The following is a 21,004-nucleotide window of genomic DNA, read 5'->3' on the forward strand; positions in this document are numbered from 1 at the left end:
CGATTCTGAACGACCTGAATCGTGATTTAGAACGCCAGATAATACGTTCTCTGGAAAGCATGGCTCATCGTATGAAATATGGAGATACACGATGAGCCGCTTTAATCTGTTGTTTTCAGCCTTTGCTATTGGCACAACGCTTGCCGCTTCCAATGCTTTTGCTGCTGATGTGGGTGTCCGCACAGTTGAAGTGCCATCACAAGGGCGCGGGAAAAATCTCGCTGTGACACTCTGGTATCCTGCGACGGGAGCGGGGGCTGCCGTACTGTTCGGTGATAACAGGATATTTAAAGGCAGTACGGCATCAAAAGACGCGCCGCTCGGTAACGGGCGGTTTCCGCTTGTCATGCTTTCCCATGGCTCGGGTGGTCGCGCCGAGGCGGCGGGTTGGCTTGCCGTCGAGCTTGCAAAGGCTGGCTTTATTGTTGCAGGCCCCAATCATCCAGGCACGACTTCTGGTGACTCCTTGCCTGCTGCAACACCGAAGCTTTGGGAGCGCACACAGGATCTCTCGACGGTCATCGATTATCTGATCGGCAACTCAAACTGGGAGGATCATATAGATGCAGATCGTATCGGCGTTGTCGGATTTTCGCTTGGCGGCTCAACTGCAATGGAAATTGCCGGTGCTCGGGCCAATCTGGAAGCATATGTGCGCTATTGCGACACTTACACGAAATGGGATTGCGCCTGGTATGCGGGCGGTCGGGGCTATGCCGATGATGAAGCGGTGAATGTTGAAAAGCTTGATCTGCGTCGTGTCGATAAGGCACGTTTTGAACAGTCAAATCTCGATCAGCGTATCAAGGCTGCTGTGATGATCGATCCGGGTCTGGCTCAAGCCTATGTGGCTCAGAGTCTCGAGGAAATCAAAATTCCAATGGGCTTTATTAATCTGGGCAGCGAAGGAAATATTCCAACCGCAGTTCAAGCGGGCCATTTGGCGGCACTCGTTCCAAACAGCAGCTATGCCACAGTCAAAGGTTCGGACCATTTCAGTTTCCTGCCCGAGTGTAAGGAAGGAGCGTCTGAGTTTCTCGATTCAGTTGGAGAAGTTGATCCGATCTGTGAAGAGACCGGCAGAGCGCGCAAAGATATTCATGCTGAGATATCAAATCTGGTGCTGATGAACCTGCAGATGACGCTTAAGCGTTGACCCGCTTTTAGTCGTTCGCTGGATGCTGAAATAATACAGCGGGCATGTCTCGCCCGCTGATACTTTCGATTTTTCAACAATGATTTGAAAGTTCAACGCTGCGCGCGTTCGCGAATAGCTTTGATCCAGCTGTTATTGAACATTATAGCACCGATGATGAAAGCAACTATACCAAGAATTATCATTCCGAAGGCGACACCCTGATCACCAAACTGCTGATAGAGCCAGCCCGATTTTTCAACTGCCTGAGCCGGATATCCCAGTTTTAAAATCCCCTGAATGAGCGCGCCGATGCCGACGATTAACAAACAGACACTACGGATCATGGGAAAGGCCTAAATGAGGTTGGCGGAAATCTTCGGATGCAGCGGAGGTTTTGCGTATTGCGAATAAAATTTCCAAAGATAGAAACGCGCTCGGAGGTGTTAATTCTCTGTACTGTTCTGGAAAGCCTCGGAAAACTGGAGCGGGCGAAGGGATTCGAACCCTCGACCCCAACCTTGGCAAGGTTGTGCTCTACCCCTGAGCTACACCCGCTCGCGCCAGTCTTCTCTGAGAGAAGTCGTTTCCGTTAGGCACGCGCTATATGGACTAATGATTTCAGGATTGCAACAGGGAATTTGATGTTTCGACTAAGATATTTACAAAGATTCACAGGCTGATCCATTCAGTCGTTAACGCTTGCGCCGCGCAATGCTGATGATGGAGGCGAATGCGGCAAAGCCCGCAGCAACGAGCAAGATGTTGGGGATATTCGCGATCCCCCAATGGGCTAGCAGGAAGGCAACAAAGGCCGCGCCGAGCGACTGCCCCATCAATCTTGCAGTTCCGAGCATACCACTTGCAGCGCCACTTCTGGCGCGAGGAGCAGAGGTTATGATCATGCGGTTGTTCGGTGCCTGGAAGAAGCCAAATCCGATGCCACAAATCGCCATGCGCCAGCAAATATCCTGTATTGTTGGTTGTTCCGGCAGAAGGCCAACCAGGGCCAGACCTGTCGCAAAGATAATCAATCCAACAAGACCAAGTGTTGCGGGCGAGTATTTATCTGAAAGTTTACCGGATAGCGGGGCAATGATAGCCAGTGCAATTGGCCATGGCATTATCAGGAAGCCGACTTCAATGGGTGTGAAGCCGTAAACACTCTGAAACAGGAATGGCAGAGAGATGAAGGCCATCATCTGCGCCAGAAATGACATGATGGATGTGCAAAGCGACAGGCTGAAAACAGGAATCCGTAACAGATCGAGCGGTAGCAGCGGATCGCTGGTGCGAAGCGAGCGGCGGATAAGCCAGGTTGCAGCGAACACACAGGCCGCAGCTTGCAGTAAAAGCCAGCCAGCATCGACGCCATTGCCTGCACTATCGATCACCGTTACCAGCAATCCGAGCGCCAGCGCACTGAGAACTGCACTCAGATAGTCGAACCGGCGCGACGAGCGCTCATTGTCTGGCAGGCTTTTGAGGCCCATCGCGACAGCCAGCACTCCAAGCGGAATGTTTATCACGAAAAGCCATGGCCAGCTCAGTGAATGCAGGATGATCCCGGCAAGTGTTGGGCCGATGGTCGAGGAAACTGCAACAAAGAGTGCGTTGAGGCCAATGGCCGTGCCGAATTTGGCCTGCGGAACCGTATAGCGCAACAATGCAGTGTTGACGCTCATCAGACCTGCAGCGCCAAAGCCCTGAATGACGCGCGCTATTGTGAGTGCTTCCAGGGAACGGGAAAACACGCAGGCGATCGAGGCAAGCGTGAACAATGATACGCCTATAAGATAGACGCGCCGGTAGCCGTAAATTTCACCCAATGCCGCTAAAGGCAGAAGTGTGATGACGATTGCCAACTGATAGCCATTGACGATCCAGATCGATGCGGCCGGTCCCGCAGAAAAGTCGGCAGCGATGGTCGGAAGTGCAACATTGGCGATGGTGCCATCAATCACGGCAAGGGTAAGCCCCACCATGAGCGTTGCCCAAGCCCAATAGATACGTGGCTTGGGAAGGCCATCAGGTGCTACGAATGTCCCTTCTTTGACGACCGTTTCATGCTTCATTTCATCGACCAATTATATGGGTGACGAGCGACAGAGCGTTGCGCTGCGAATAAACGAAAGAATTCTGCCAACCTTATCCGGATTGGTAAGGTCAACAAGGCATCTACTCCAAAATTTCGCGCAAAACACCGGCTTTGATCCATGAAATGGGTCAGGTAACGTTATTGTGTGCTGTTTTCAGTAGCCATTACGAAACTCATCACACGTGCATAGTGTCGCGGATTGAAGCTCAGATAAAGCGGGCAGATACTTGCAACCAGAACAAGATGCATAATCCAGCCTGAAGCAAAGCTGCCAGTCAGATTGTGCAGGAAAGCTGTTGCAATCGGGCCGAGGGCAGCAATCAGAAAGCCGCCGCCTTGCATCATGGCCGCCAGTGCGCCAGCTTCTTCCGGTTTTGGAAGGTGGTCGAGCGACGTTATCATCGCTAGTGCAAAACTGCCGCCAAGACCAGCTCCACAGATAGCAGACCAGAACGGTGGAGAAAGCTGCGGGGCGAAGGCGAGGCCTGCAAATCCTAAGCCCTGCATAGCCAATGTCAGAAAAAGCCAGGGCCGACGGTCGATACTGCGTCGTGCAAGAAGTGGAAGGCCAAAGGCCGAGAGCGCCTGAGCAATTGCCATGATCGCCACCAGATTGCCCGTCGCGGAAGCTTCGACACCGAGCGACTGATAATAAGGTGCAAGCCAGGCTACCATTGATGAGTAACCTGCATTCACCAGTCCGAAGGCCGCCATCAAAACCCATGTACGTGGGCGTCGAAGAAGTTTGATCGTTATACCCGATTTCGAACCGGATGAGGCCGTTTCACTCAGGATTGGTATTGCTGCGAACAAAGCCACAACTGCAGGAATTGCGAGAACTGCAAGCGCAAGGCGCCAATTATGTTCCGAACCCGCCAGCCAAGGTGTCAAACGGGCGCCAAGCGCCCCGCCGCCCATAATCATTGCTGAATAAAGGCCTGTAACGGCTGCAATACTTGCAGGAAATTTCGCTTTGATGAGCCCGGGCATGATTGCTTGAATCATGGCAACGCCTGCACCGCAGAGGACGGCGGTAAGCACCAATGATAAACCGTTGGGTACGAAACCACGCAAGACCGAACCGGCGGCGAGTATCACGAGTGCTGCGAACATGCTTCGGCGCGTGCCGATCAATGATTGAATGCGTGGCGCGACAAAGGCACCAAGCCCCATCAATAACATCGGTAGAAACGTGAGTAATGACAGCGCGCCAAAGCCCATTCCGGTATCGTTCGCGATATCCGTGAGAACAGGCCCCGGTGCCGTGAGGAAAGGCCGGAGATTAAGGCCGATCAAGACGACGAGTATTATAAGAGCGACTGAACTGGCCTGTTTGCCAGCTGGCGCAGTTGTGGTGGGATGCATTTTATCTAGCGCTTTGACTGTTCTTTTTTCTGCCATGCGCGATAGAGCCGTTCGCCATCGTCAGGGGAGCAATGCTCAACCTTGATGCCCGTTTGCTCGCTTATAGGCCTGGAAAGCTCTTCGGCAATTTTTGCCGTCGAGAGATTGTAGGGGGCAGCCTGATCGTTTGAGTAGGCGAACACGATTTCGGTAACACCTGACATGCGCATGGCAGCAAAACACATGGGGCAGGGCTGGCCGCTTGCATAAACACTGCAACCGTCGAGACGCGGGGACTGCAATATTTTGCCTGCTGCGCGCAGTGCCAGTAATTCGGCATGGGCAGTTGGATCGCAATCTGCCTGCATGCGGTTAACGCCCGTGGCGATGACCTTTTCGTCTTTTACGACGACTGCACCGAATGGGCGTCCGCCTTGCTCGACGTTTTCAAACGCAAGCGCAATTGCCTGATCAAGAAATGCGTTGTTCATACTCATTTCGCGCCAGCCTTTTCCAGCATCGCCACCATGGGCGCAAAGCCGCGCTGACGTGCATGCTGTAATGGCGTAATGCCATCATTATCGGCAAGATTTACATCTGCTCCTGCATCAATCAGTAATTTCACGATATCGACATGACGTTGCCCACCGTCACCCAGGATGATGGCTTCGAGAAGAGCGGTCCAACCGAGATTATTGACGTGATCGACCTTCACGCCTGCTTCAATCAGCGTCCGTACGGTTTCCACATGACCACGTTCTGACGCCGGGATCAGTGCTGTGCCACCATAGCGATTGGTACTTTTAAGGTCAGCCCCGTGAGAGAGCGTGAGTTTCAGGATTTCGAGATGACCGCGTGCGCCCGCATAAAGATAAGGGCTATCCTTGATCGCATCTTTGGCGTTTACGTCCGCGCCCGCTTCAATAAGCGCGCGAGCGACATCGACATGATTGGCATGGGTGGCAGCCAGCAGGGCTGTTTCGCCCCGGTTGCCACGCGCGTCCAGATTAACACCTGCTTTAATGGCATCGTTTACAGCGGGAAGATTGCCTGCTGTGGCGGCGTCAATGAGCGAGCTTTGCGCGCGTGCTGCGGCGTGGTGGCTCGGCAGAGTTGGTTCGGTCACGACTATCGTCCCTGCAATCAATGCCAAGGCACTCAAGCTAAGTATCGTTTGACGCATCGGCGGTGCTCCTAATTTATTGATTAAATACTAGCTATAAGTCATATTTAGAAATTAAATGTTCAACTGGTATTCATTCAGATTATGAATAACGTATTCAGTCTCGATCTCCTGCGTGCTTTTGTGGCTGTTGTTGATAGCCGGAGCTTCACGGTCGCCGCACAACAGTTGCATTCCACGCAATCGACTGTAAGCCAGAAAATCCTCCGCCTTGAAGAAGCAGCGGAGCAATCTCTTCTGGAGCGTGCACGCCATGATATCCGCCCAACAGACGCTGGCGAAAAGCTGCTCGGCTATGCACGACGCATGCTGCATTTGCATGATGAGGCGGCTGCAGCCATGACCGGTAACGCGCTTACCGCCGTTTTCCGACTTGGATTGGCTGAGGATTTTGCGGCAAGGCTCGTGACGCCGGCGCTCGCAGCTTTCCTGCGTACACATCCCAACATGAAGCTGGAAGTGACCAGTGGGTTAAGTCGCGAGCTACAGAAGGGCTTTGAAACGGGCGAGTTTGATCTTGTCATGATCAAGCAGAAACGTGGAGAGACTGTGGGGACGATGCACTGGCCTGAACCACTGTCATGGCTGGAAAGTGCGGACTATCCGGTTTCGGATATTGATTCTTTGCCGCTGGTCGTGTTCCCGCCAAATGGCCTTTACCGCAGTGATATGATGGAAGCGCTCGACCGCATCGGACGGCCGTGGCATGTCGTTTTTACCAGTTCCAGTCTCGCAAGTGTTCAAAGTGCAGTTGCAGAAGGATTGGGCGTCAGCCTTCTCCCTACACGTGTCGCGCAGCCTGTGCACCGCATTGTGCCTGCTGCAGCGGGTTTGCCTGCTGTTGATCCTATGGAAATCGTCATCCGACATATGGAGAATGGCCCCGACCAGATACGGCAATTGGTCGAAATGCTTTCCGAAATTGTGGGGGAATGATCGAATATTGCTTTAACAGGCCGATTTAATGTGACTCATTGCGTCAAACACCGTGAGACTGCTTGACTCTACTGCAAGCGCAGTGTTTTTGCCTGTTCATAGCGCTACAGATATGCCGACAGGATAGCCCCCACTTTTACCATCTTAAAGTTCCTTTCGCTCGCTGCGACAGCCAAACGGCATGGTTCTTGCTTATTGCAAGCGGGAGGCGCTTTACGGGATTATGATAATGTCCAACACCACCATCACTCACAATGATGGAAACACTTTGTTTCCAATCGTTCTTTCAATCGTTGCTGCTGCTGCAACAGGCGTTCTCTGGGCCTATGCGAACCCTATCCAGCTCGTGCCTGGTGTTATCCAGTGGCGTATCTTCGCTTTCCTTCCGCCGCTCGTCGGCATTCTTCTTGGCCGTAAAAGCGGTTTTATCTGCGGTTATCTCGGCACCGTTATCTGGTCGTTGCTTGCTGGAACATTCATTCCTGCGCATTCGCTTATCATCGATGGCATCATGGTCGGTCTGACTGGCTTGATCCCGGGCATGCTGTTTGATCCAAAGACCACCACATTCAATCGCGCAACGCTGATTAAAATTGCGGCAACCTGCCTTGTTGTTGGTCTTTTGATGGTGGCTGCTGTTTCGGCCAGCCTGGCCTATCTTGGCATTTTCCCATATTGGTGGGCGGTTATGTATCTCGGTCTCTCTGATATCGTACCAATGCTCATTGGTACGCCACTGCTGGTCGTTCCAGCTCTGAAGATCCTCAAGGGCGCTCATCCGTCCGGCTTTACCCGTTTCTGATTGCGAGCCTAAAAAAGTGCTCCAACTACAGAATGTAAAAGTAGGCTTTGGCGATTCCGTTTTGGGCATCGCCGAAGCCAGCCTGAATATTCGTGATGGCGAACGCCTTCTTATTTGCGGCGCGGGCGGTAGTGGTAAAACCACGCTGCTCAACGCTGCGTCTGGCATTGTGCCGCGTCTGATCACGCCTCAGGTTTTCGCTGGCGAAATATCGCTTAATGGTAAGCCACTTTCCTCCATGCCGAAGGACGAACTCTTCAGCATGGTCGGGGTGGTGTCGCAGAATGTCGAAGACCAGCTATGGGATCTGAGCGTTGAAGACCTCGTCGCATTTCCGCTGGAAAATCGCGGTCTCGCCAGAGATGTCATCCGTGCACGGATCGACGATCTCCTGAATGAGCTGGAACTTAACGCTTTGCGTGGTCGTCGCGTGCTGACGCTGTCGGGCGGCGAGCGCCGGATGGTTGCGATGGCTGCGGCACTGGCAGCAGAGCCGAAGCTGCTTATTCTCGATGAGCCGACCACGGGTCTCGATCCAGCTGCACGGCAGCGTCTTGTCCGCGTTTTGAAGAAGCTCGGCGCGGAAATCCCAGCTCTGCTGATCGCAGAACAAGACCCGGCGTCTTTGCAGGCTGTGGTGACGAATGTCGGTTTGTTGAAAGATGGAAAGTTGGCGCCTCTGGTGTCGCTTTCCGAAATCATCAATGATGCTGCGGCTTGGGAAGATGCAGGCGTTCTTCCGCCCATTGGCGTTCGCAAGCGTCTTGCAGGCGCCAAAGAAAATGGCAAAGTGCTTGTTTCTGTTTCCGGGATCAAGACCCAGCTTCAGCGCCGTGATGGGCAACCGGTTCTGGAAAACGTGAATTTTGAAATTCGCGCTGGTGAAGTTGTTGCACTGATCGGCAAAAACGGTGCGGGCAAAACTACGCTGTTTCAGTCTATTCTGGGGCTTCAGAAAATTGCGGCTGGCACCATTACCATTGGCGGCGAGAATGCCGACAAATGGACGGCTGCAAAGCGCGCACGTTCCATCGCCTATCTGCCACAGAATATGCGCCGTATCCTGTTCAATATGACAGTGCTGGAAGAAGTGGTGTTTGCGATTACCGCTGCCACGCGCGCACCAAAAGACGATGTGGTTACGGCACGTGCGACCGCTTGTTTGCAAAAATATGGCCTTGGTGGACACGAGGAAACCAACCCGTTTGCTCTCTCGTCGCGTCAGCAGGCTTTGCTTGGGCTTGCTTGTGCAGAGGCAGCCGGTGCTTCAGTTGCAATTCTCGACGAGCCGCTTCTGGCGCGTGATTTAAACGGTCGGCGCATGCTGGAGCTGTTCCTGGAAACAGCGCTCGCTGAAAACCGTGCTGTGATGTTGATCTCTCACGATCTGGAACTCGTGGATGATGTTTCATCTCGCGTCATGATCCTGGATCGTGGCCATGTCACCTTTGACGGCGATGTGGATGCATCATGGAGTTCAGAGGCATACAGTGCACTTGGCTGGCCGAAGCCGCGTGTTGTCGAGACCGGAGAAGCGGCATGAAAATCTTCTATGACCTCAACTTCTTCGTAAAACTTGCAGCAGCATTTCTGGTCATGCTTGCAGCCTGGCTGGTGCCGGGCTGGAAATATGGTTTACCGCTTGCGCTGGTCACGGTCGGTTTTCTGGTGTTGGTCAAGGTGCCGGGCCTTCGCGGCTATCTCAAAGGTGCAGTGCTTCTGACATTGCTCGTCATGGCAAGCTGGATTCTCAATCTCGTGCTGCAAGGCATGGCATTCGTTGATACTTTGCCTATTGCAGCAGGCATGGCGGCGCGTCTGGTAACGACCACCGCAGCCTTCTATTTCGTTATGGAAACCAGCACACCCGGCTCCATTCTGGCTGCGGCCAGCGCTGCACGTCTGCCGCCAATGGTGACGCTTGTCTTGTCACTGACGTTCGGTATCATTCCGATGTTGCGTGAGGATTTCGAGCGCATCGCTGATGCGCAGCGTGCACGCGGTATGGAAATTGACGACGTTTCGTTCCCCATGCGTCTGCGTTTTGCACTGGCGCGCGGAGTGCCGCTTCTGGTGCAGGCGATCCGTATGGCCCACGCTATTTCGCTGTCTCTTGCTATTTATGGCTTTGACACCAAGCGCAAGCGTACCACATGGCGTAATGTCGGCCTGCTGGTCGAATCGAGACTCAGAGCGGTGCCCACAAAAGATGAATAGTTGGAACCGCTCTGACGGTTTGTTTTCACGCATTTCCGGGCGCAAAACCGTTTCACACTTTTGCTGGAAATGCTTCAATCCCAAGGATGCAAAACGATGACTGAAGACAGTGCGAAACTCTCCGGAAACGGTCAGGTCTGGACCGTCGATGTGGCGGGCAGCAAGGTTGATCTGCCGATCGTGCCGATCAATCCGAACTTCGCTATTTCGCTGATGATGGTCATTGATCTCGGTGTGCATTTTGGTGAGCATGTGGGCAAGGCATTGGCTGAAAAGCTTGCACCGCTGAAGCCAGATGTGATCGTCGGCGCTGCAACACTTGGTATTCCGGTAGCGATTGAAGTGTCACGTGCTCTTGGTCTTGATGATTATGTGATCTTGCAAAAGTCACCAAAGATTCATCTTGGCGATGCGTTGGTACAGACAATCTCGTCCATCACGTCGAAGGGTGAGCAGCGTCTGCTTCTCGACCGTCAGGCAATTCCGCTGCTTGAAGGCAAGCGCGTAGTTGTGGTGGATGATGTGGTTGCGTCCGGTTCGAGCCTCAAGGGTTCGGTTGAGCTGGTGCGTAAGGCAGGCGGCGAAGTTGTCGGTGTTGGCGTTATCCTCACTGAAGCCAGGGATTGGCAGGAAGTGCTTGGCGATGATGTGAAGCTGCTTCACAGTCTCGCGCATATTCCGCAGTTCGATAATCAAGATGGCGAGTGGAAGCCAATTCCAGAGAGCTTCCTGTAAATCGAAATATGCAGAAAAAACGCCGCGCTTGTCGCGGCGTTTTTATGCGGCTCACATCCGGTTGGGTATTGATGTTTAAATACCTCGGTTTTGAAAATCCGATTTTATAAGCGGGCTCTATTCGAAACGCAGAGTCATATCCCAGCGGTCCAATCCAGAACCGAAACCATCAGGTGTAATTTTAGAAATTACGAAGCCGAATCTCTCATAGAAACCGTGGGTATGCTGGCTGGTCGCCAACACCAATTCATCGATTTCTGGTATAGAACGTGCCAACGTCAGCCTCGCTTCCACCAAATGGGTACCCAACCCCTGTCTGTGAAATGCCTTGCCGACCATTCCCCACGATAGAGACGCTTGCCGCTTGTCTGGTTCGATTGTAAGCCCTCCGCAAGCAACGATTGAGCCTTTGTGCAAAAATACCAGAAAAGGCATGCCTGCGGTGTTGATGCTTTGCAAATACTCGCAAAACTCCTTGCGTTCTTGCAGTGCAAAAAAGGTTGGCACATTGCTATCGAAAATCGCCATACAGGCAGAAAAGTCGCCTGACCTATACTGTCGTGATACGAGATTATCCATAGGATAAATATAGTTTGCATTAGCCTTGACTGGCTAGCACTGGATCATGTCGTAAGAAAATTCTCAAATTTGCCAAAGCTCTTCGATAACTGCTTTGCTCCATTCGCCCTTGTTGCAGCCAGGTATCCTCTTCAGTTTGAGGCTATTTTTGATGCTGGTGGCCTTTGTCCAAACCCCCTTGGATACTTTTCGGAATAGGCTTCAATTTCGGATTGACTGATTTTGTATCCAGGATATTGTGTCCAGAAAAGTTGGGAGGCTTTTCTATTGGCGGCTTTTGAATGGCGCAGTCAGACCCGTTTGCTGGATGAAGTTGCAGAGGCACTTCGCGAGCGAATCTATGCGGGCGTCTATGCGCCGGGCGCGATACTCCGACAGGAGCACATGGCCGCTGAGTTTGGCATCAGTCGGACGCCCTTGCGGGAAGCCTTGCGTGTTCTGGAGCGTGACGGACTGGTTGTTCATCTTCCCGGTCGTGGTGTTCGCGTGGCTTCTGCCGATCTTACCCGCCTGATTGATGCCTATGCCGTGCGTGAAGTGCTCGACGGTGTGGCCGCGCGTTTTGCCGCCGAGCGGGCCAGCGATGCGGATATTGCAAAACTGCGCGCACATGTTGTGGGTCAGGGTACGGTCGTCGATCCGTGGGACCCGAAAGCCTATACCCAGTCCAATGTCGATTTTCATATGGCGGTGATGAGCACGGCGGGCAACGCGTCGCTGATAGCCTTCGTGCCGCTTCTGCGGATGACATCGCAGGTTTTTGCGCCTTCGTTCTCGTTGTCCGTGGACAGGGCGCGCGATGCTATCCGCGAACATGGCGCAATTGTCGAAGCCATTGCTGCACGCGATGGCGAAGAAGCCGAGCGGCTGGCGCGGGCGCATATTCGCGCCACAACCGCGAGACTTGAGGCGGAAATGCCTCTTCGGGAGAATGAAAATGAAGCATGAGAACAAGACGGGAGGAGCCGGCTTGCTCCGTTATGGCAATTTCATCGCGGGCGAATGGCAGGATGCCGTTGGCGGCGAGCATATCACGCTCCGAAATCCTTCCGACGGCAGCGATCTTGCGCTGATTGCGCGTGGCACCAAGGCCGATATCGATCTGGCAGTGGCTGCGGCCCGTAGCGCGCTTTCCGGCGAGTGGGGCAAGCTGACGGCGACCGAGCGTGGTCGTGTGCTGCACCGCATTTCGGAAGAAGTGCTGAAGAATATCGATCTCCTGACCGATCTGGAATCGAAAGATGTCGGCAAGCCGGTCACACAGGCGCGTGCCGATGTGGTGGCGCTGGCGCGTTACCTCGAATTTTATGGCGCTTCTGCCGACAAGGTGCATGGCGACACGCTGCCTTATCAGAATGGTTTTACGGTTCTGTCGATCTATGAGCCGCATGGCGTCACGGGGCACATCATTCCGTGGAACTATCCGATGCAGATTTTGGGCCGCAGCCTTGGCGCAGCGCTGGCCATGGGCAATGCAGCCGTGGTCAAGCCTGCCGAAGAAGCCTGCCTGACGATTCTGGAATTCGCGAAGATTGCTCAGAAGGTGGGCCTTCCGAAAGGCGCGTTGAATGTGGTGACCGGACTCGGCGCGGAAGCCGGTGCGGCGCTCTCCGAACATCCTGACGTCAATCACATCTCGTTCACCGGATCGGTGCGCACTGGTGAACTCATTCAGGCCGCAGCTGCGAAAAACACCGTGCCTGTTACGCTCGAACTTGGTGGCAAGTCTCCGCAGATCGTCTTTGCTGATGCTGATATCGAGCGCGCTGTTCCATTCCTTGTGAACGCGGGTATCCAAAATGCCGGTCAGACCTGCTCGGCGTCGTCGCGTATTCTGGTCGAACGCAGTATCTACGAGGATGTCGTCGCCCGGATGAGCGAACGCTATCGCGCATTGAAGGTTGGCCCGGCAGGAGAAGATTTGTCAGTCGGTCCGGTTGTCTCGCAGCGTCAGAAAGAAATTATCGAAGGCTATCTTGATGTCGCTAAAGAAGATGGTCTGGCCATCGCTGCGCAAGGTGTTCTTGCCGATAACGCGCCGGAAGGCGGGGCTTATGTTCTACCGACCTTGATCCGCGATGTTCCTGCCGATCATCGTCTGGCGCAGGAAGAAATCTTCGGTCCGGTGCAGGTCATCCTGCCTTTCGACACTGAGGAAGAAGCCATCGCGATTGCCAATGGCACGTCTTACGGCCTTGTTTGCGGTGTCTGGACCAATGACGGCGGACGACAGTTCAGACTCGCTCATGCGATCCATTCGGGACAGGTGTTCATCAACAATTACGGTGCCGGTGGCGGTATCGAGCTGCCATTCGGTGGCGTGAAGAAATCCGGCCATGGTCGCGAGAAGGGTTTTGAGGCGCTCTACGGGTTTGCCTCGTTGAAAACCATCTCGGTCTGGCATGGCTGAAATTAGCATTTTCAGGGAAAGTGGGAACCGGTTTCCCGTCCGAAAATGCGCTGGAAATAGCATTCGGGAGAATTACAGTGTCGCTTGAAGGTAAGGTCGCGCTCATCACGGGAGCAGGTTCTGGGTTTGGCGAAGGCATGGCGAAGCGCTTCGCTAGTGGCGGCGCGAAGGTCGTCATCGTCGACCGCGACAAGGCAGGTGCTGAGCGCGTCGCAGGCGAAATCGGCGATGCGGCGCTGGCTGTGGCTGCCGATATTTCCAAGGAAGCCGATGTTGATGCAGCGGTGGAAGCCGCTCTGTCGAAATTCGGTAAGGTTGATATTCTCATCAACAATGCCGGTATCGGTCACAAGCCGCAAAATGCCGAACTGGTTGAGCCGGAAGAATTTGACCGCATTCTCGGCGTCAATGTGCGCGGCGTCTATCTGATGACGCGCAAGCTCATCCCGCATATGAAAAAGAACGGTGAAGGCGTCATTCTGAACGTCGCTTCGACTGGTGCCGGTCGCCCGCGTCCGAACCTCGCCTGGTACAATGCCACCAAGGGCTGGGTCGTGTCGGTGACAAAGGCGCTGGCTATCGAGCTTGCTCCAGCGAAGATTCGCGTGGTTGCATTGAACCCGGTTGCCGGTGAAACGCCGCTTCTCACCACCTTCATGGGCGAGGACACCGAGGAAATCCGCAAGAAGTTCCGCGATTCCATCCCGATGGGCCGCCTGTTGAAACCCGACGATCTGGCTGAAGCTGCGGCTTTCCTTTGCTCGCCCGCTGCCTCTATGATTACCGGGGTTGCGCTCGACGTGGATGGTGGGCGTTCGATTTAAAAAAGAGGCAAGGGGAGCCAAAGAGGAACAATGGGTAAACTGCTGAAAGCCGGGCTGATAACAGCCGCGATGCTGGCATCGATCAACGGTGCATTTGCAAAAGATACACTGGTGGTTGGCGAAGTGCTGGAACCGCCGGGCCTCGATCCGACGGCCAATGCCGCCGCCGGTATCCGGCAGGTTACCTATGCCAACCTTTATGAAGGTCTGGTGCGCATTGTCGAAGACGGCACGGTGAAGCCGCTTCTGGCCGAAAGCTGGACTGTCTCCGACGACAAGAAAACCTATACGTTCAAGCTGCGGCAAGGCGTGAAGTTTCATGACGGCACGCCGTTTGACTGCTCGGTCGCAAAGTTCTCCTATGAGCGTGCGGTGGCACCTGATTCCACCAACGCGCAAAAGGGGCTGTTTGAACCGATTGCGAGCACGGAATGCCCTGATCCCGCAACTGCCGTTGTCACGCTGAAGCGGCCTACCTCGAACTTCCTGTTCAATATGGGCTGGGGTGACGCGGTCATGGTCGCGCCGAATTCGGCTGCCGACAACAAGACCAAGCCTGTGGGCACGGGCCCGTTCAAGTTCAAGCGCTGGGTGCAGGGCGACCGCGTGGAGCTGGAACGCAATGCGGATTATTGGGGCGAGCCTGCAAAGCTTTCAGCCGTCACGTTCCGCTTCGTGAGCGATCCGTCGGCAGCTGCTGCGGCTATCCTCGCCGGTGACATCGACGTGTTCCCGATGTTCCAGGCACCGGAGCTGATCAGCCGCTTCAAGAGCGACGACAAGCTGCAGGTCGAAGTGGGTGATACGGCAGGCAAGGTTCTGCTGTCGCTCAACAATGCCAAGGCGCCGTTCGATAATGTGAAGGTGCGTCAGGCACTGGCTCATGCCATCGACAGCAAGGCGCTGATCGAAGGCGTTTATTCCGGTTTCGGCACGCCCATTGGCTCGCATTATGCGCCGGTCGATCCGGGCTATGTCGATCTGTCGGAAACCTATCCATATGATCCGGCCAAGGCGAAGCAGTTGCTGGAAGAGGCTGGCGTGCCGGCTGGCACGTCGATCACCATCACGCTTCCGCCACCGGCCTATGCGCGTCGCGGCGGCGAGATCATTGCGGCGATGCTGGCTGAGGTCGGCATTCAGGTCAATCTGGTGCCGATCGAGTTCGCGCAGTGGCTGGATCAGGTGTTCAAACGCTCGGATTTCGATGCGACGATCATCGCGCACACTGAAGCACGCGATCTCGATATCTATGCCCGCGACAAATACTACTTCAACTATAACAACCCGGAATATAAGGCGCTCTACAAGGCCTATGCCGAGGCTGGAAGTGATGAGGAACAGCTCGAACTCGTAAAGAAGCTGCAGGAAAAACTTGCTGCTGACGAGCCGAACATCTTCCTCTATGCGCTGCCGAAAATCGGCGTATGGAACAAGAACGTCAAGGGTCTGTGGAAGAACATGCCGATCCCGGCTGATGATCTGACGCAAGCCTATTGGGCTGAATAAAAAGAACTCCGCCCCGGCGCGCAGGCAAAGGGGCGGGAAACAACACGAATGGCCGTGCACCCCATAAAGATAAGGGGAGGGCGTGCGGTGAGTTGGAATGTGGAAAGCGGGTATCCGTCTTTTCAAGGAGGTCGCTTTGCTGGCTTATATATCCGGGCGATTGGTTTCGCTCCTGCTTACGACGCTTGCGGCTTCCGTCATCGTCTTCCTGCTGATGCAGGTACTGCCGGGTGATCCCGCAGCAGTCATCCTCGGCATCAATGCGCAGCCTGAAACGCTTGCAGCACTTCACAAGCAGCTCGGCCTCGATCAGCCGCTCTGGTGGCGCTATCTTTCCTGGATTGGCGGTTTCCTGAAAGGTGATTTCGGAACGAGCTATACTTATTCCGTGCCAATCAGCGAATTGCTTGGGCCGCGCATCATGGTCACGCTGCCACTGGCGCTTCTGTCCATGGTGCTGTCCGTCGCGGTCGCTATCCCCGTTGGTGTCTACGCTGCTTCGAAGCGCGGCAAGACCGGCGATGTGCTCTCCATGGGCGTAGCGCAGGTTGGTGTCGCAATACCGAATTTTTGGCTTGGCCTGCTTTTGATCCTTCTGTTTGCGCTACAGCTCGGCTGGTTTCCAGCATCTGGTTTTGCCGGATGGGAGAATGGCTTCTGGACAGGTATTCGTTCGCTGTTTCTTCCTGCGCTCGCCCTTGCCTTGCCACTTGCTGCAATTCTTGCTCGCGTGACACGCTCCGCCGTTATTGAAACACTCGGCGAAGACTTCGTGCGTACTGCACGCGCCAAGGGGCTCACACGTAACGCCGCACTCTGGCGTCATGCGGTGCCCAATGCGCTGATCCCGGTTGTCACCATCATTGGCCTGCAATTCTCCTTTCTGCTCGCAGGAACCATCATCATCGAAAACGTCTTCAATTTGCCTGGTCTTGGAAGGCTGGTATTTCAGGCTATTGCGCAGCGCGATCTCATTACAGTGCAGTCGCTGGTGACATTGCTTGCTGCCTCCGTCATTGCGGTCAATTTTGTTGTTGATCTGGTCTATGGCTTCATTGATCCGCGCCTTTCGACGGGAGGTAGCCGATGAGCGACGTTCAGACCATCGCCAAGCCGAACCGCTTCCGAACGCTGTTTTTAAGCCGCAGCTTGTTTATCGGATCGCTGATTACCGTCATTTTGGTAGCTATGGCGCTGGTGTCCTATTTCTGGACGCCTTATTCGCCAACAGCGATGAATTTCCGCGATAAATTGCAGGGACCGAGCTTCAGCCATTTCTTCGGTACGGATAATTTTGGGCGCGACGTGTTTTCCATGATTATGGTCGGCGCGCGCAATTCGATTGCCGTGTCGATCATTGCCGTGCTGGTCGGTGCAGGTCTTGGTATTCCGCTTGGGGCTTTTGCCGCAGCGCGTGGCGGGATGGTCGACGGCTTTGTCATGCGCATGACCGATCTGGCCTTTGCGTTTCCGGCACTTCTTACCGCTGTCATCATCACCGCTATTTTCGGTCCGGGTGCCGTCAATGCGATGATCGCCATCGGCATTTTCAATATCCCGGTCTTTGCGCGTGTAACGCGCGGAGCATCACTTGGACTTTGGAAGCGGGAATATGTGCAGGCCGCACGTTGCGCAGGTCGTGGCGATATTTCGATCACAATTCTGCATGTGCTGCCAAATATCAATCACGTGCTGATCGTGCAGGCGACGATCCAGTTCGCGTTGGCAATCGTTGCCGAGGCGGGCCTCTCCTATGTCGGGCTTGGCACCCAGCCGCCGATGCCAAGCTGGGGCAAGATGCTCAACGATGCACAGACCTTTATCTATGACGCGCCATGGCTCGCCATTTTTCCCGGCCTAGCCATCACGCTTGCCGTTCTGGGGCTTAACATGCTCGGAGATGGGCTGCGTGATGTGCTCGACCCGCGCGTAAGGAGGCAGAGATGACCGCTCCTTTGCTTGAAATGACAAATATGTCAGTCGAACTGCCGATCGGTCTCAAGGTCGCGGATATCGTGTCCGATATCACGCTTACGCTCAATCGCGGCGAACGCCTCGGTATAGTGGGTGAATCGGGCAGCGGCAAATCCATTACCGCGCTTGCGGCTATGGGCCTGCTTCCTGATCGCATGCGCGTGCGGGGCACACTCCGGTTTGACGGTCAGGACCTTGCGTCTTTGCCGGAAGCGCAATTGTGCAAAATGCGTGGGCGCCGTATGGCGATGATCTTTCAGGAGCCGATGACGGCGCTTAATCCGGTGAAATCCATCGGCGCGCAGATTGCGGAAGGCCGCCGTCTGCATCTTGGTGAAAGCCGTGCGGATGCAGAACGAAAAGCCCGCGAGCTTCTCGACCGCGTTGGATTGCCCGCGCCGCGTTTTAATCTTGCTCTCTATCCGCATCAGCTTTCGGGTGGACAGCGCCAGCGTGTGATGATCGCCATGGCGATTGCCTGTGAGCCTGATTTGCTGATTGCCGATGAGCCGACAACTGCACTTGATGTAACTGTTCAGGCGCAGATTCTCGATCTCATGGACGAGTTGATCGACGAAACTGGCACAGCTCTGATGCTGATCACCCATGACCTTGGCGTGGTTTCGGAAATGACTGATCGTATTGCGGTCATGTATGCCGGACGAATTGTGGAAACGGGACAAACCGAGGCCGTGTTTCGCCGCATGGCGCACCCTTATGCGCGTGGTCTCTTTGCGGCTTCGCCGCATGGTGTAGCACTGGCGCGTCCAAGCTCCGGCGGGCGCCAACGGTTGAAGGCTATTCCGGGCGTTGTGCCTGATCCGCTTACACGTCCGGCACATTGCACATTTGCAGATCGCTGTGCCTTTGTGCAGGATGATTGCCGTCAGACAATCCCACCGCTTGATATGCTGGGTGAGAACAACGGGATTACGCATCGCGCTGCCTGTTTCCATCCTTGCGAAGGCGAGGTGATGGCATGACGAAGCACATTCTGGAAGTGCGCAACGTTGTGCGCGAATACCGCCTGCCGCGTGCTTCGTTTTTGTCGAAGCAGGAGAGTCTCCGGGTGCTCCATGGCGTCAGTGTTGACATTGAAGCAGGGCAAAGTCTTGGCATTGTCGGCGAAAGCGGTTCGGGAAAATCCACGTTGGCTCGCGCGGTGATGGGGCTGGAACGCCCGCAATCGGGGCAAATTCTCATCAACGGGCAGGACATCTATGCGCTTGATCGTGGCGGGCTTCGCGAAGCACGCAAAGGCTTTCAAGCGATTTTTCAGGATCCGTATGGTTCGCTTGATCCGCGTCATACAGTGCGGCGGATTATATCCGAGCCTATTGTTTCTCTGGAACGAGGAACAAGCGCGGCTGAACGCAATGAGCGTGTGGCGGAAGTGTTGGCGGCGGTTGGATTGCCGCCGGCGTCTGCAGACAAATACCCGCATGAGTTTTCCGGCGGCCAGCGTCAGCGTATCGCGATTGCGCGCGCGCTGATTACAAAGCCAGCACTCATCGTTGCCGACGAGCCGGTTTCTGCGCTTGATGTTTCTATTCAGGCGCAGGTGCTTAACCTGATGATGGATTTGCAGGAGAAGTTCGGCCTTTCCTATCTCTTCATCAGCCATGATCTTGGCGTGGTACGTGCGATTACTGACCGCGTTGCCGTGATATATCGCGGCAATATCGTCGAACAGGGGCTAACCAACGAAGTCTTCGACAATCCGCAGCACGACTATACCCGTGCGCTTGTCGATGCGGTGCCAAAGCCGTTCTCGGGACGGCGTAAACGCGCTCCGCGGCAGACCGCCAATCTTCAATTGCCGGAATGAAAAAAGGGAACTTAAATGTCAAATCTTGCGGATTTGTCGGCCGTTGCGCTTGTCGATGCCTATAAAGCGAAGACGCTTTCTCCGGTTGAAGTGACCGAAGCAGTGATAGAGCGCATCGAAGCCTATGAGCCGAAACTCAATGCACTTTGGGCCTATGATCCGGACGCTGCGCGTGCATCGGCAAAAGCATCGGAAGCGCGTTGGGTGAAGGGCGAACCTGCGGGTGCAATTGACGGTGTGCCGCTGACGCTGAAAGAAAATATCGCAACGGAAGGTCTGCCGGTTCCGCTTGGCTGTGCGGCGCTGCCGCTGAAGCCTGCCACTGCTGATGCCCCGGCTGCGGCTCGCACCCGCGAAGCTGGCGGCGTTCTCCTCGCCAAGACGACTATGCCCGACCTCGGCATGTTGTCGTCGGGCTTGTCGAGCTTCCACAAGCTTGCACGCAATCCGTGGGATTTGAGCACAAATCCGGGTGGGTCGAGTGCGGGTGCAGGCAGTGCCGCTGCTGCCGGTTATGGTCCGTTGCATGTCGGTACTGATATTGGTGGTTCGGTCCGTCTGCCTGCTGGCTGGTGTGGTCTTGTGGGCCTCAAGCCGTCTTTCGGGCGCATTCCCATTGATCCGGCATTTCTCGGTCGCGTTGCCGGGCCAATGACCCGTGATGTTGCCGATACCGCACTTTATATGTCGGTGCTGTCAAAGCCAGATCGCCGCGACGGCATGAGCCTGCCCCAGCAGGATATCGACTGGATGAACCTTGACATTGATGTAAAGGGCCTGAAGATCGGCCTATGGCTTGATGCCGGTTTTGGCGAAGAAGTTGGCGAAGAAACGAAAGCTGCCGTGGAAGCTGCGGCAAAGCTTTTCGCCGATGCTGGTGCTATCATAGAGCCGGTTGCGCCGTTCCTCAATCGCACAATGATCGACGGTCTTGATCGTTTCTGGCGTGCGCGTTCATGGTCAGATATCAAGAAGATGACGCCCGAAAATCGCGCGAAAATCCTGCCATATATCTATCAGTGGACCGAAACCGCCGAAGGCCTGTCAGGCGAAGAAGTTTATATGGGTTTCGCCCAGATTGATGCCATGCGCAATGCGGCGCTTGCCGCATCGAAAGGTTTTGATTTCATCATTTCGCCAACCTCGCCGATGGCGACCTATCCGGCGGAATGGGCATCGCCGGTCAACGATCCCCAGCGTCCGTTCGAGCATATCGCTTTCACCGTGGCAATGAATATGTCCGAGCAACCTGCGATTTCAATCAATTGCGGCTATACGTCGACGGGATTGCCAATCGGCTTGCAGATTTTCGGCCAGCGTTTCGATGATCTCGGCGTGTTGCGTCTGGCAAAAGCCTATGAGGACATGCGGCCGGCTCAAAGGCCATGGCCTACCATCGCATAATAGAAAGGCCGCATTATGCGGCCTTT

General features: G+C 54.8%; 21 protein-coding genes and 1 tRNA gene. 15 read left to right on the forward strand and 7 right to left on the reverse strand.

What is annotated here, in order from left to right; genetic code table 11:
- Window positions 1-91 precede the first annotated feature (91 nt).
- Window positions 92-1,156: an alpha/beta hydrolase family protein gene (locus ACSME1_RS16660; protein ID WP_105706387.1), complete on the forward strand. Its 1,065-nt coding sequence runs from the start codon at window positions 92-94 to the stop codon at window positions 1,154-1,156.
- A 92-nt stretch (window positions 1,157-1,248) separates the two neighbouring features.
- Here the strand turns inward: ACSME1_RS16660 and ACSME1_RS16665 are convergent, their stop codons facing one another.
- The 6 genes from ACSME1_RS16665 to ACSME1_RS16690 form a co-directional block, all read right to left on the reverse strand.
- Entirely contained in the window at window positions 1,249-1,482 is a 234-nt protein-coding gene (locus ACSME1_RS16665; protein ID WP_181153626.1) for a hypothetical protein, read from the reverse strand.
- Between the two features lie 136 nt (window positions 1,483-1,618).
- Window positions 1,619-1,693 (reverse strand) — tRNA-Gly (locus tag ACSME1_RS16670).
- A gap of 137 nt (window positions 1,694-1,830) precedes the next feature.
- Entirely contained in the window at window positions 1,831-3,210 is a 1,380-nt protein-coding gene (locus tag ACSME1_RS16675) for an MFS transporter (RefSeq protein ID WP_105534726.1), read from the reverse strand.
- Between the two features lie 161 nt (window positions 3,211-3,371).
- Complete coding sequence (locus tag ACSME1_RS16680; RefSeq protein WP_105706385.1) at window positions 3,372-4,598, reverse strand: cyanate transporter; 1,227 nt, start codon at window positions 4,596-4,598, stop codon at window positions 3,372-3,374.
- A 5-nt stretch (window positions 4,599-4,603) separates the two neighbouring features.
- Window positions 4,604-5,074: a nucleoside deaminase gene (locus tag ACSME1_RS16685; RefSeq protein ID WP_105706383.1), complete on the reverse strand. Its 471-nt coding sequence runs from the start codon at window positions 5,072-5,074 to the stop codon at window positions 4,604-4,606.
- The gene (locus ACSME1_RS16690; RefSeq protein ID WP_105706381.1) at window positions 5,071-5,760 is read right to left on the reverse strand and encodes an ankyrin repeat domain-containing protein; all 690 of its coding nucleotides are present in this window, start codon (window positions 5,758-5,760) and stop codon (window positions 5,071-5,073) included. Before ACSME1_RS16690 ends, ACSME1_RS16685 begins: the two co-directional genes overlap by 4 nt.
- Before the next feature lie 84 nt (window positions 5,761-5,844).
- On the opposite strand from ACSME1_RS16690, the gene ACSME1_RS16695 reads away from it, so the two are divergent.
- From ACSME1_RS16695 to ACSME1_RS16715, 5 genes are all read left to right on the forward strand, one after another.
- Window positions 5,845-6,696, forward strand: a complete 852-nt coding sequence (locus ACSME1_RS16695; protein WP_105534642.1) for a LysR family transcriptional regulator — start codon at window positions 5,845-5,847, stop codon at window positions 6,694-6,696.
- A 229-nt stretch (window positions 6,697-6,925) separates the two neighbouring features.
- Window positions 6,926-7,498, forward strand: a complete 573-nt coding sequence (locus ACSME1_RS16700; protein WP_100558008.1) for an aminotriazole resistance protein — start codon at window positions 6,926-6,928, stop codon at window positions 7,496-7,498.
- 16 nt (window positions 7,499-7,514) lie between these two features.
- Complete coding sequence (locus ACSME1_RS16705) at window positions 7,515-9,041, forward strand: ABC transporter ATP-binding protein (protein WP_105706379.1); 1,527 nt, start codon at window positions 7,515-7,517, stop codon at window positions 9,039-9,041.
- A complete protein-coding gene (locus ACSME1_RS16710; RefSeq protein WP_105534640.1) occupies window positions 9,038-9,715 on the forward strand; it encodes an energy-coupling factor transporter transmembrane component T family protein in 678 nt (225 codons plus the stop codon). Before ACSME1_RS16705 ends, ACSME1_RS16710 begins: the two co-directional genes overlap by 4 nt.
- A gap of 96 nt (window positions 9,716-9,811) precedes the next feature.
- A complete protein-coding gene (locus ACSME1_RS16715; RefSeq protein WP_105706377.1) occupies window positions 9,812-10,450 on the forward strand; it encodes a phosphoribosyltransferase family protein in 639 nt (212 codons plus the stop codon).
- Between the two features lie 117 nt (window positions 10,451-10,567).
- On the opposite strand, the gene ACSME1_RS16720 is transcribed toward ACSME1_RS16715, so the two are convergent.
- Window positions 10,568-10,978 carry a GNAT family N-acetyltransferase gene (locus ACSME1_RS16720; RefSeq protein WP_235822375.1) on the reverse strand — a complete coding sequence of 137 codons (411 nt, stop codon included), beginning with the start codon at window positions 10,976-10,978 and terminating at the stop codon, window positions 10,568-10,570.
- Window positions 10,979-11,296: 318 nt separating this feature from the next.
- Between ACSME1_RS16720 and ACSME1_RS16725 the strand changes: the two genes are divergently transcribed.
- From ACSME1_RS16725 to ACSME1_RS16765, 9 genes are all read left to right on the forward strand, one after another.
- Window positions 11,297-11,977 carry a GntR family transcriptional regulator gene (locus tag ACSME1_RS16725; RefSeq protein ID WP_105534637.1) on the forward strand — a complete coding sequence of 227 codons (681 nt, stop codon included), beginning with the start codon at window positions 11,297-11,299 and terminating at the stop codon, window positions 11,975-11,977.
- The gene (locus tag ACSME1_RS16730) at window positions 11,967-13,439 is read left to right on the forward strand and encodes an aldehyde dehydrogenase family protein (protein WP_105534636.1); all 1,473 of its coding nucleotides are present in this window, start codon (window positions 11,967-11,969) and stop codon (window positions 13,437-13,439) included. The genes ACSME1_RS16725 and ACSME1_RS16730 overlap by 11 nt, the downstream gene beginning before the upstream one ends.
- Before the next feature lie 77 nt (window positions 13,440-13,516).
- Window positions 13,517-14,263, forward strand: coding sequence for an SDR family oxidoreductase (locus ACSME1_RS16735; protein ID WP_100557098.1), 747 nt, complete (start codon window positions 13,517-13,519; stop codon window positions 14,261-14,263).
- 30 nt (window positions 14,264-14,293) lie between these two features.
- Entirely contained in the window at window positions 14,294-15,772 is a 1,479-nt protein-coding gene (locus tag ACSME1_RS16740; protein ID WP_100557097.1) for an ABC transporter substrate-binding protein, read from the forward strand.
- Between the two features lie 136 nt (window positions 15,773-15,908).
- A complete protein-coding gene (locus ACSME1_RS16745; RefSeq protein ID WP_100558007.1) occupies window positions 15,909-16,862 on the forward strand; it encodes an ABC transporter permease in 954 nt (317 codons plus the stop codon).
- Window positions 16,859-17,719, forward strand: a complete 861-nt coding sequence (locus ACSME1_RS16750; RefSeq protein WP_100557096.1) for an ABC transporter permease — start codon at window positions 16,859-16,861, stop codon at window positions 17,717-17,719. Before ACSME1_RS16745 ends, ACSME1_RS16750 begins: the two co-directional genes overlap by 4 nt.
- Complete coding sequence (locus tag ACSME1_RS16755) at window positions 17,716-18,729, forward strand: ABC transporter ATP-binding protein (RefSeq protein ID WP_105706376.1); 1,014 nt, start codon at window positions 17,716-17,718, stop codon at window positions 18,727-18,729. Before ACSME1_RS16750 ends, ACSME1_RS16755 begins: the two co-directional genes overlap by 4 nt.
- A complete protein-coding gene (locus ACSME1_RS16760; RefSeq protein ID WP_105534634.1) occupies window positions 18,726-19,574 on the forward strand; it encodes an ATP-binding cassette domain-containing protein in 849 nt (282 codons plus the stop codon). The genes ACSME1_RS16755 and ACSME1_RS16760 overlap by 4 nt, the downstream gene beginning before the upstream one ends.
- 15 nt (window positions 19,575-19,589) lie before the next feature.
- Entirely contained in the window at window positions 19,590-20,978 is a 1,389-nt protein-coding gene (locus tag ACSME1_RS16765) for an amidase (protein ID WP_105706374.1), read from the forward strand.
- Window positions 20,979-21,004: the final 26 nt, after the last annotated feature.

This window comes from Brucella pituitosa (genome assembly GCF_965577835.1).
GTDB lineage: Bacteria > Pseudomonadota > Alphaproteobacteria > Rhizobiales > Rhizobiaceae > Brucella > Brucella pituitosa.

Coding starts and splice junctions, on each gene's coding strand:
- ACSME1_RS16660 (WP_105706387.1), top strand. CDS start 92: ATGAGCCGCTTTAATCTGTTGTTTTCAGCCTTTGCTATTGGCACAACG.
- ACSME1_RS16665 (WP_181153626.1), bottom strand. CDS start 1,482: ATGATCCGTAGTGTCTGTTTGTTAATCGTCGGCATCGGCGCGCTCATT.
- ACSME1_RS16675 (WP_105534726.1), bottom strand. CDS start 3,210: ATGAAGCATGAAACGGTCGTCAAAGAAGGGACATTCGTAGCACCTGAT.
- ACSME1_RS16680 (WP_105706385.1), bottom strand. CDS start 4,598: ATGCATCCCACCACAACTGCGCCAGCTGGCAAACAGGCCAGTTCAGTC.
- ACSME1_RS16685 (WP_105706383.1), bottom strand. CDS start 5,074: ATGAGTATGAACAACGCATTTCTTGATCAGGCAATTGCGCTTGCGTTT.
- ACSME1_RS16690 (WP_105706381.1), bottom strand. CDS start 5,760: ATGCGTCAAACGATACTTAGCTTGAGTGCCTTGGCATTGATTGCAGGG.
- ACSME1_RS16695 (WP_105534642.1), top strand. CDS start 5,845: ATGAATAACGTATTCAGTCTCGATCTCCTGCGTGCTTTTGTGGCTGTT.
- ACSME1_RS16700 (WP_100558008.1), top strand. CDS start 6,926: ATGTCCAACACCACCATCACTCACAATGATGGAAACACTTTGTTTCCA.
- ACSME1_RS16710 (WP_105534640.1), top strand. CDS start 9,038: ATGAAAATCTTCTATGACCTCAACTTCTTCGTAAAACTTGCAGCAGCA.
- ACSME1_RS16715 (WP_105706377.1), top strand. CDS start 9,812: ATGACTGAAGACAGTGCGAAACTCTCCGGAAACGGTCAGGTCTGGACC.
- ACSME1_RS16720 (WP_235822375.1), bottom strand. CDS start 10,978: ATGGCGATTTTCGATAGCAATGTGCCAACCTTTTTTGCACTGCAAGAA.
- ACSME1_RS16730 (WP_105534636.1), top strand. CDS start 11,967: ATGAAGCATGAGAACAAGACGGGAGGAGCCGGCTTGCTCCGTTATGGC.
- ACSME1_RS16740 (WP_100557097.1), top strand. CDS start 14,294: ATGGGTAAACTGCTGAAAGCCGGGCTGATAACAGCCGCGATGCTGGCA.
- ACSME1_RS16750 (WP_100557096.1), top strand. CDS start 16,859: ATGAGCGACGTTCAGACCATCGCCAAGCCGAACCGCTTCCGAACGCTG.
- ACSME1_RS16755 (WP_105706376.1), top strand. CDS start 17,716: ATGACCGCTCCTTTGCTTGAAATGACAAATATGTCAGTCGAACTGCCG.
- ACSME1_RS16760 (WP_105534634.1), top strand. CDS start 18,726: ATGACGAAGCACATTCTGGAAGTGCGCAACGTTGTGCGCGAATACCGC.
- ACSME1_RS16765 (WP_105706374.1), top strand. CDS start 19,590: ATGTCAAATCTTGCGGATTTGTCGGCCGTTGCGCTTGTCGATGCCTAT.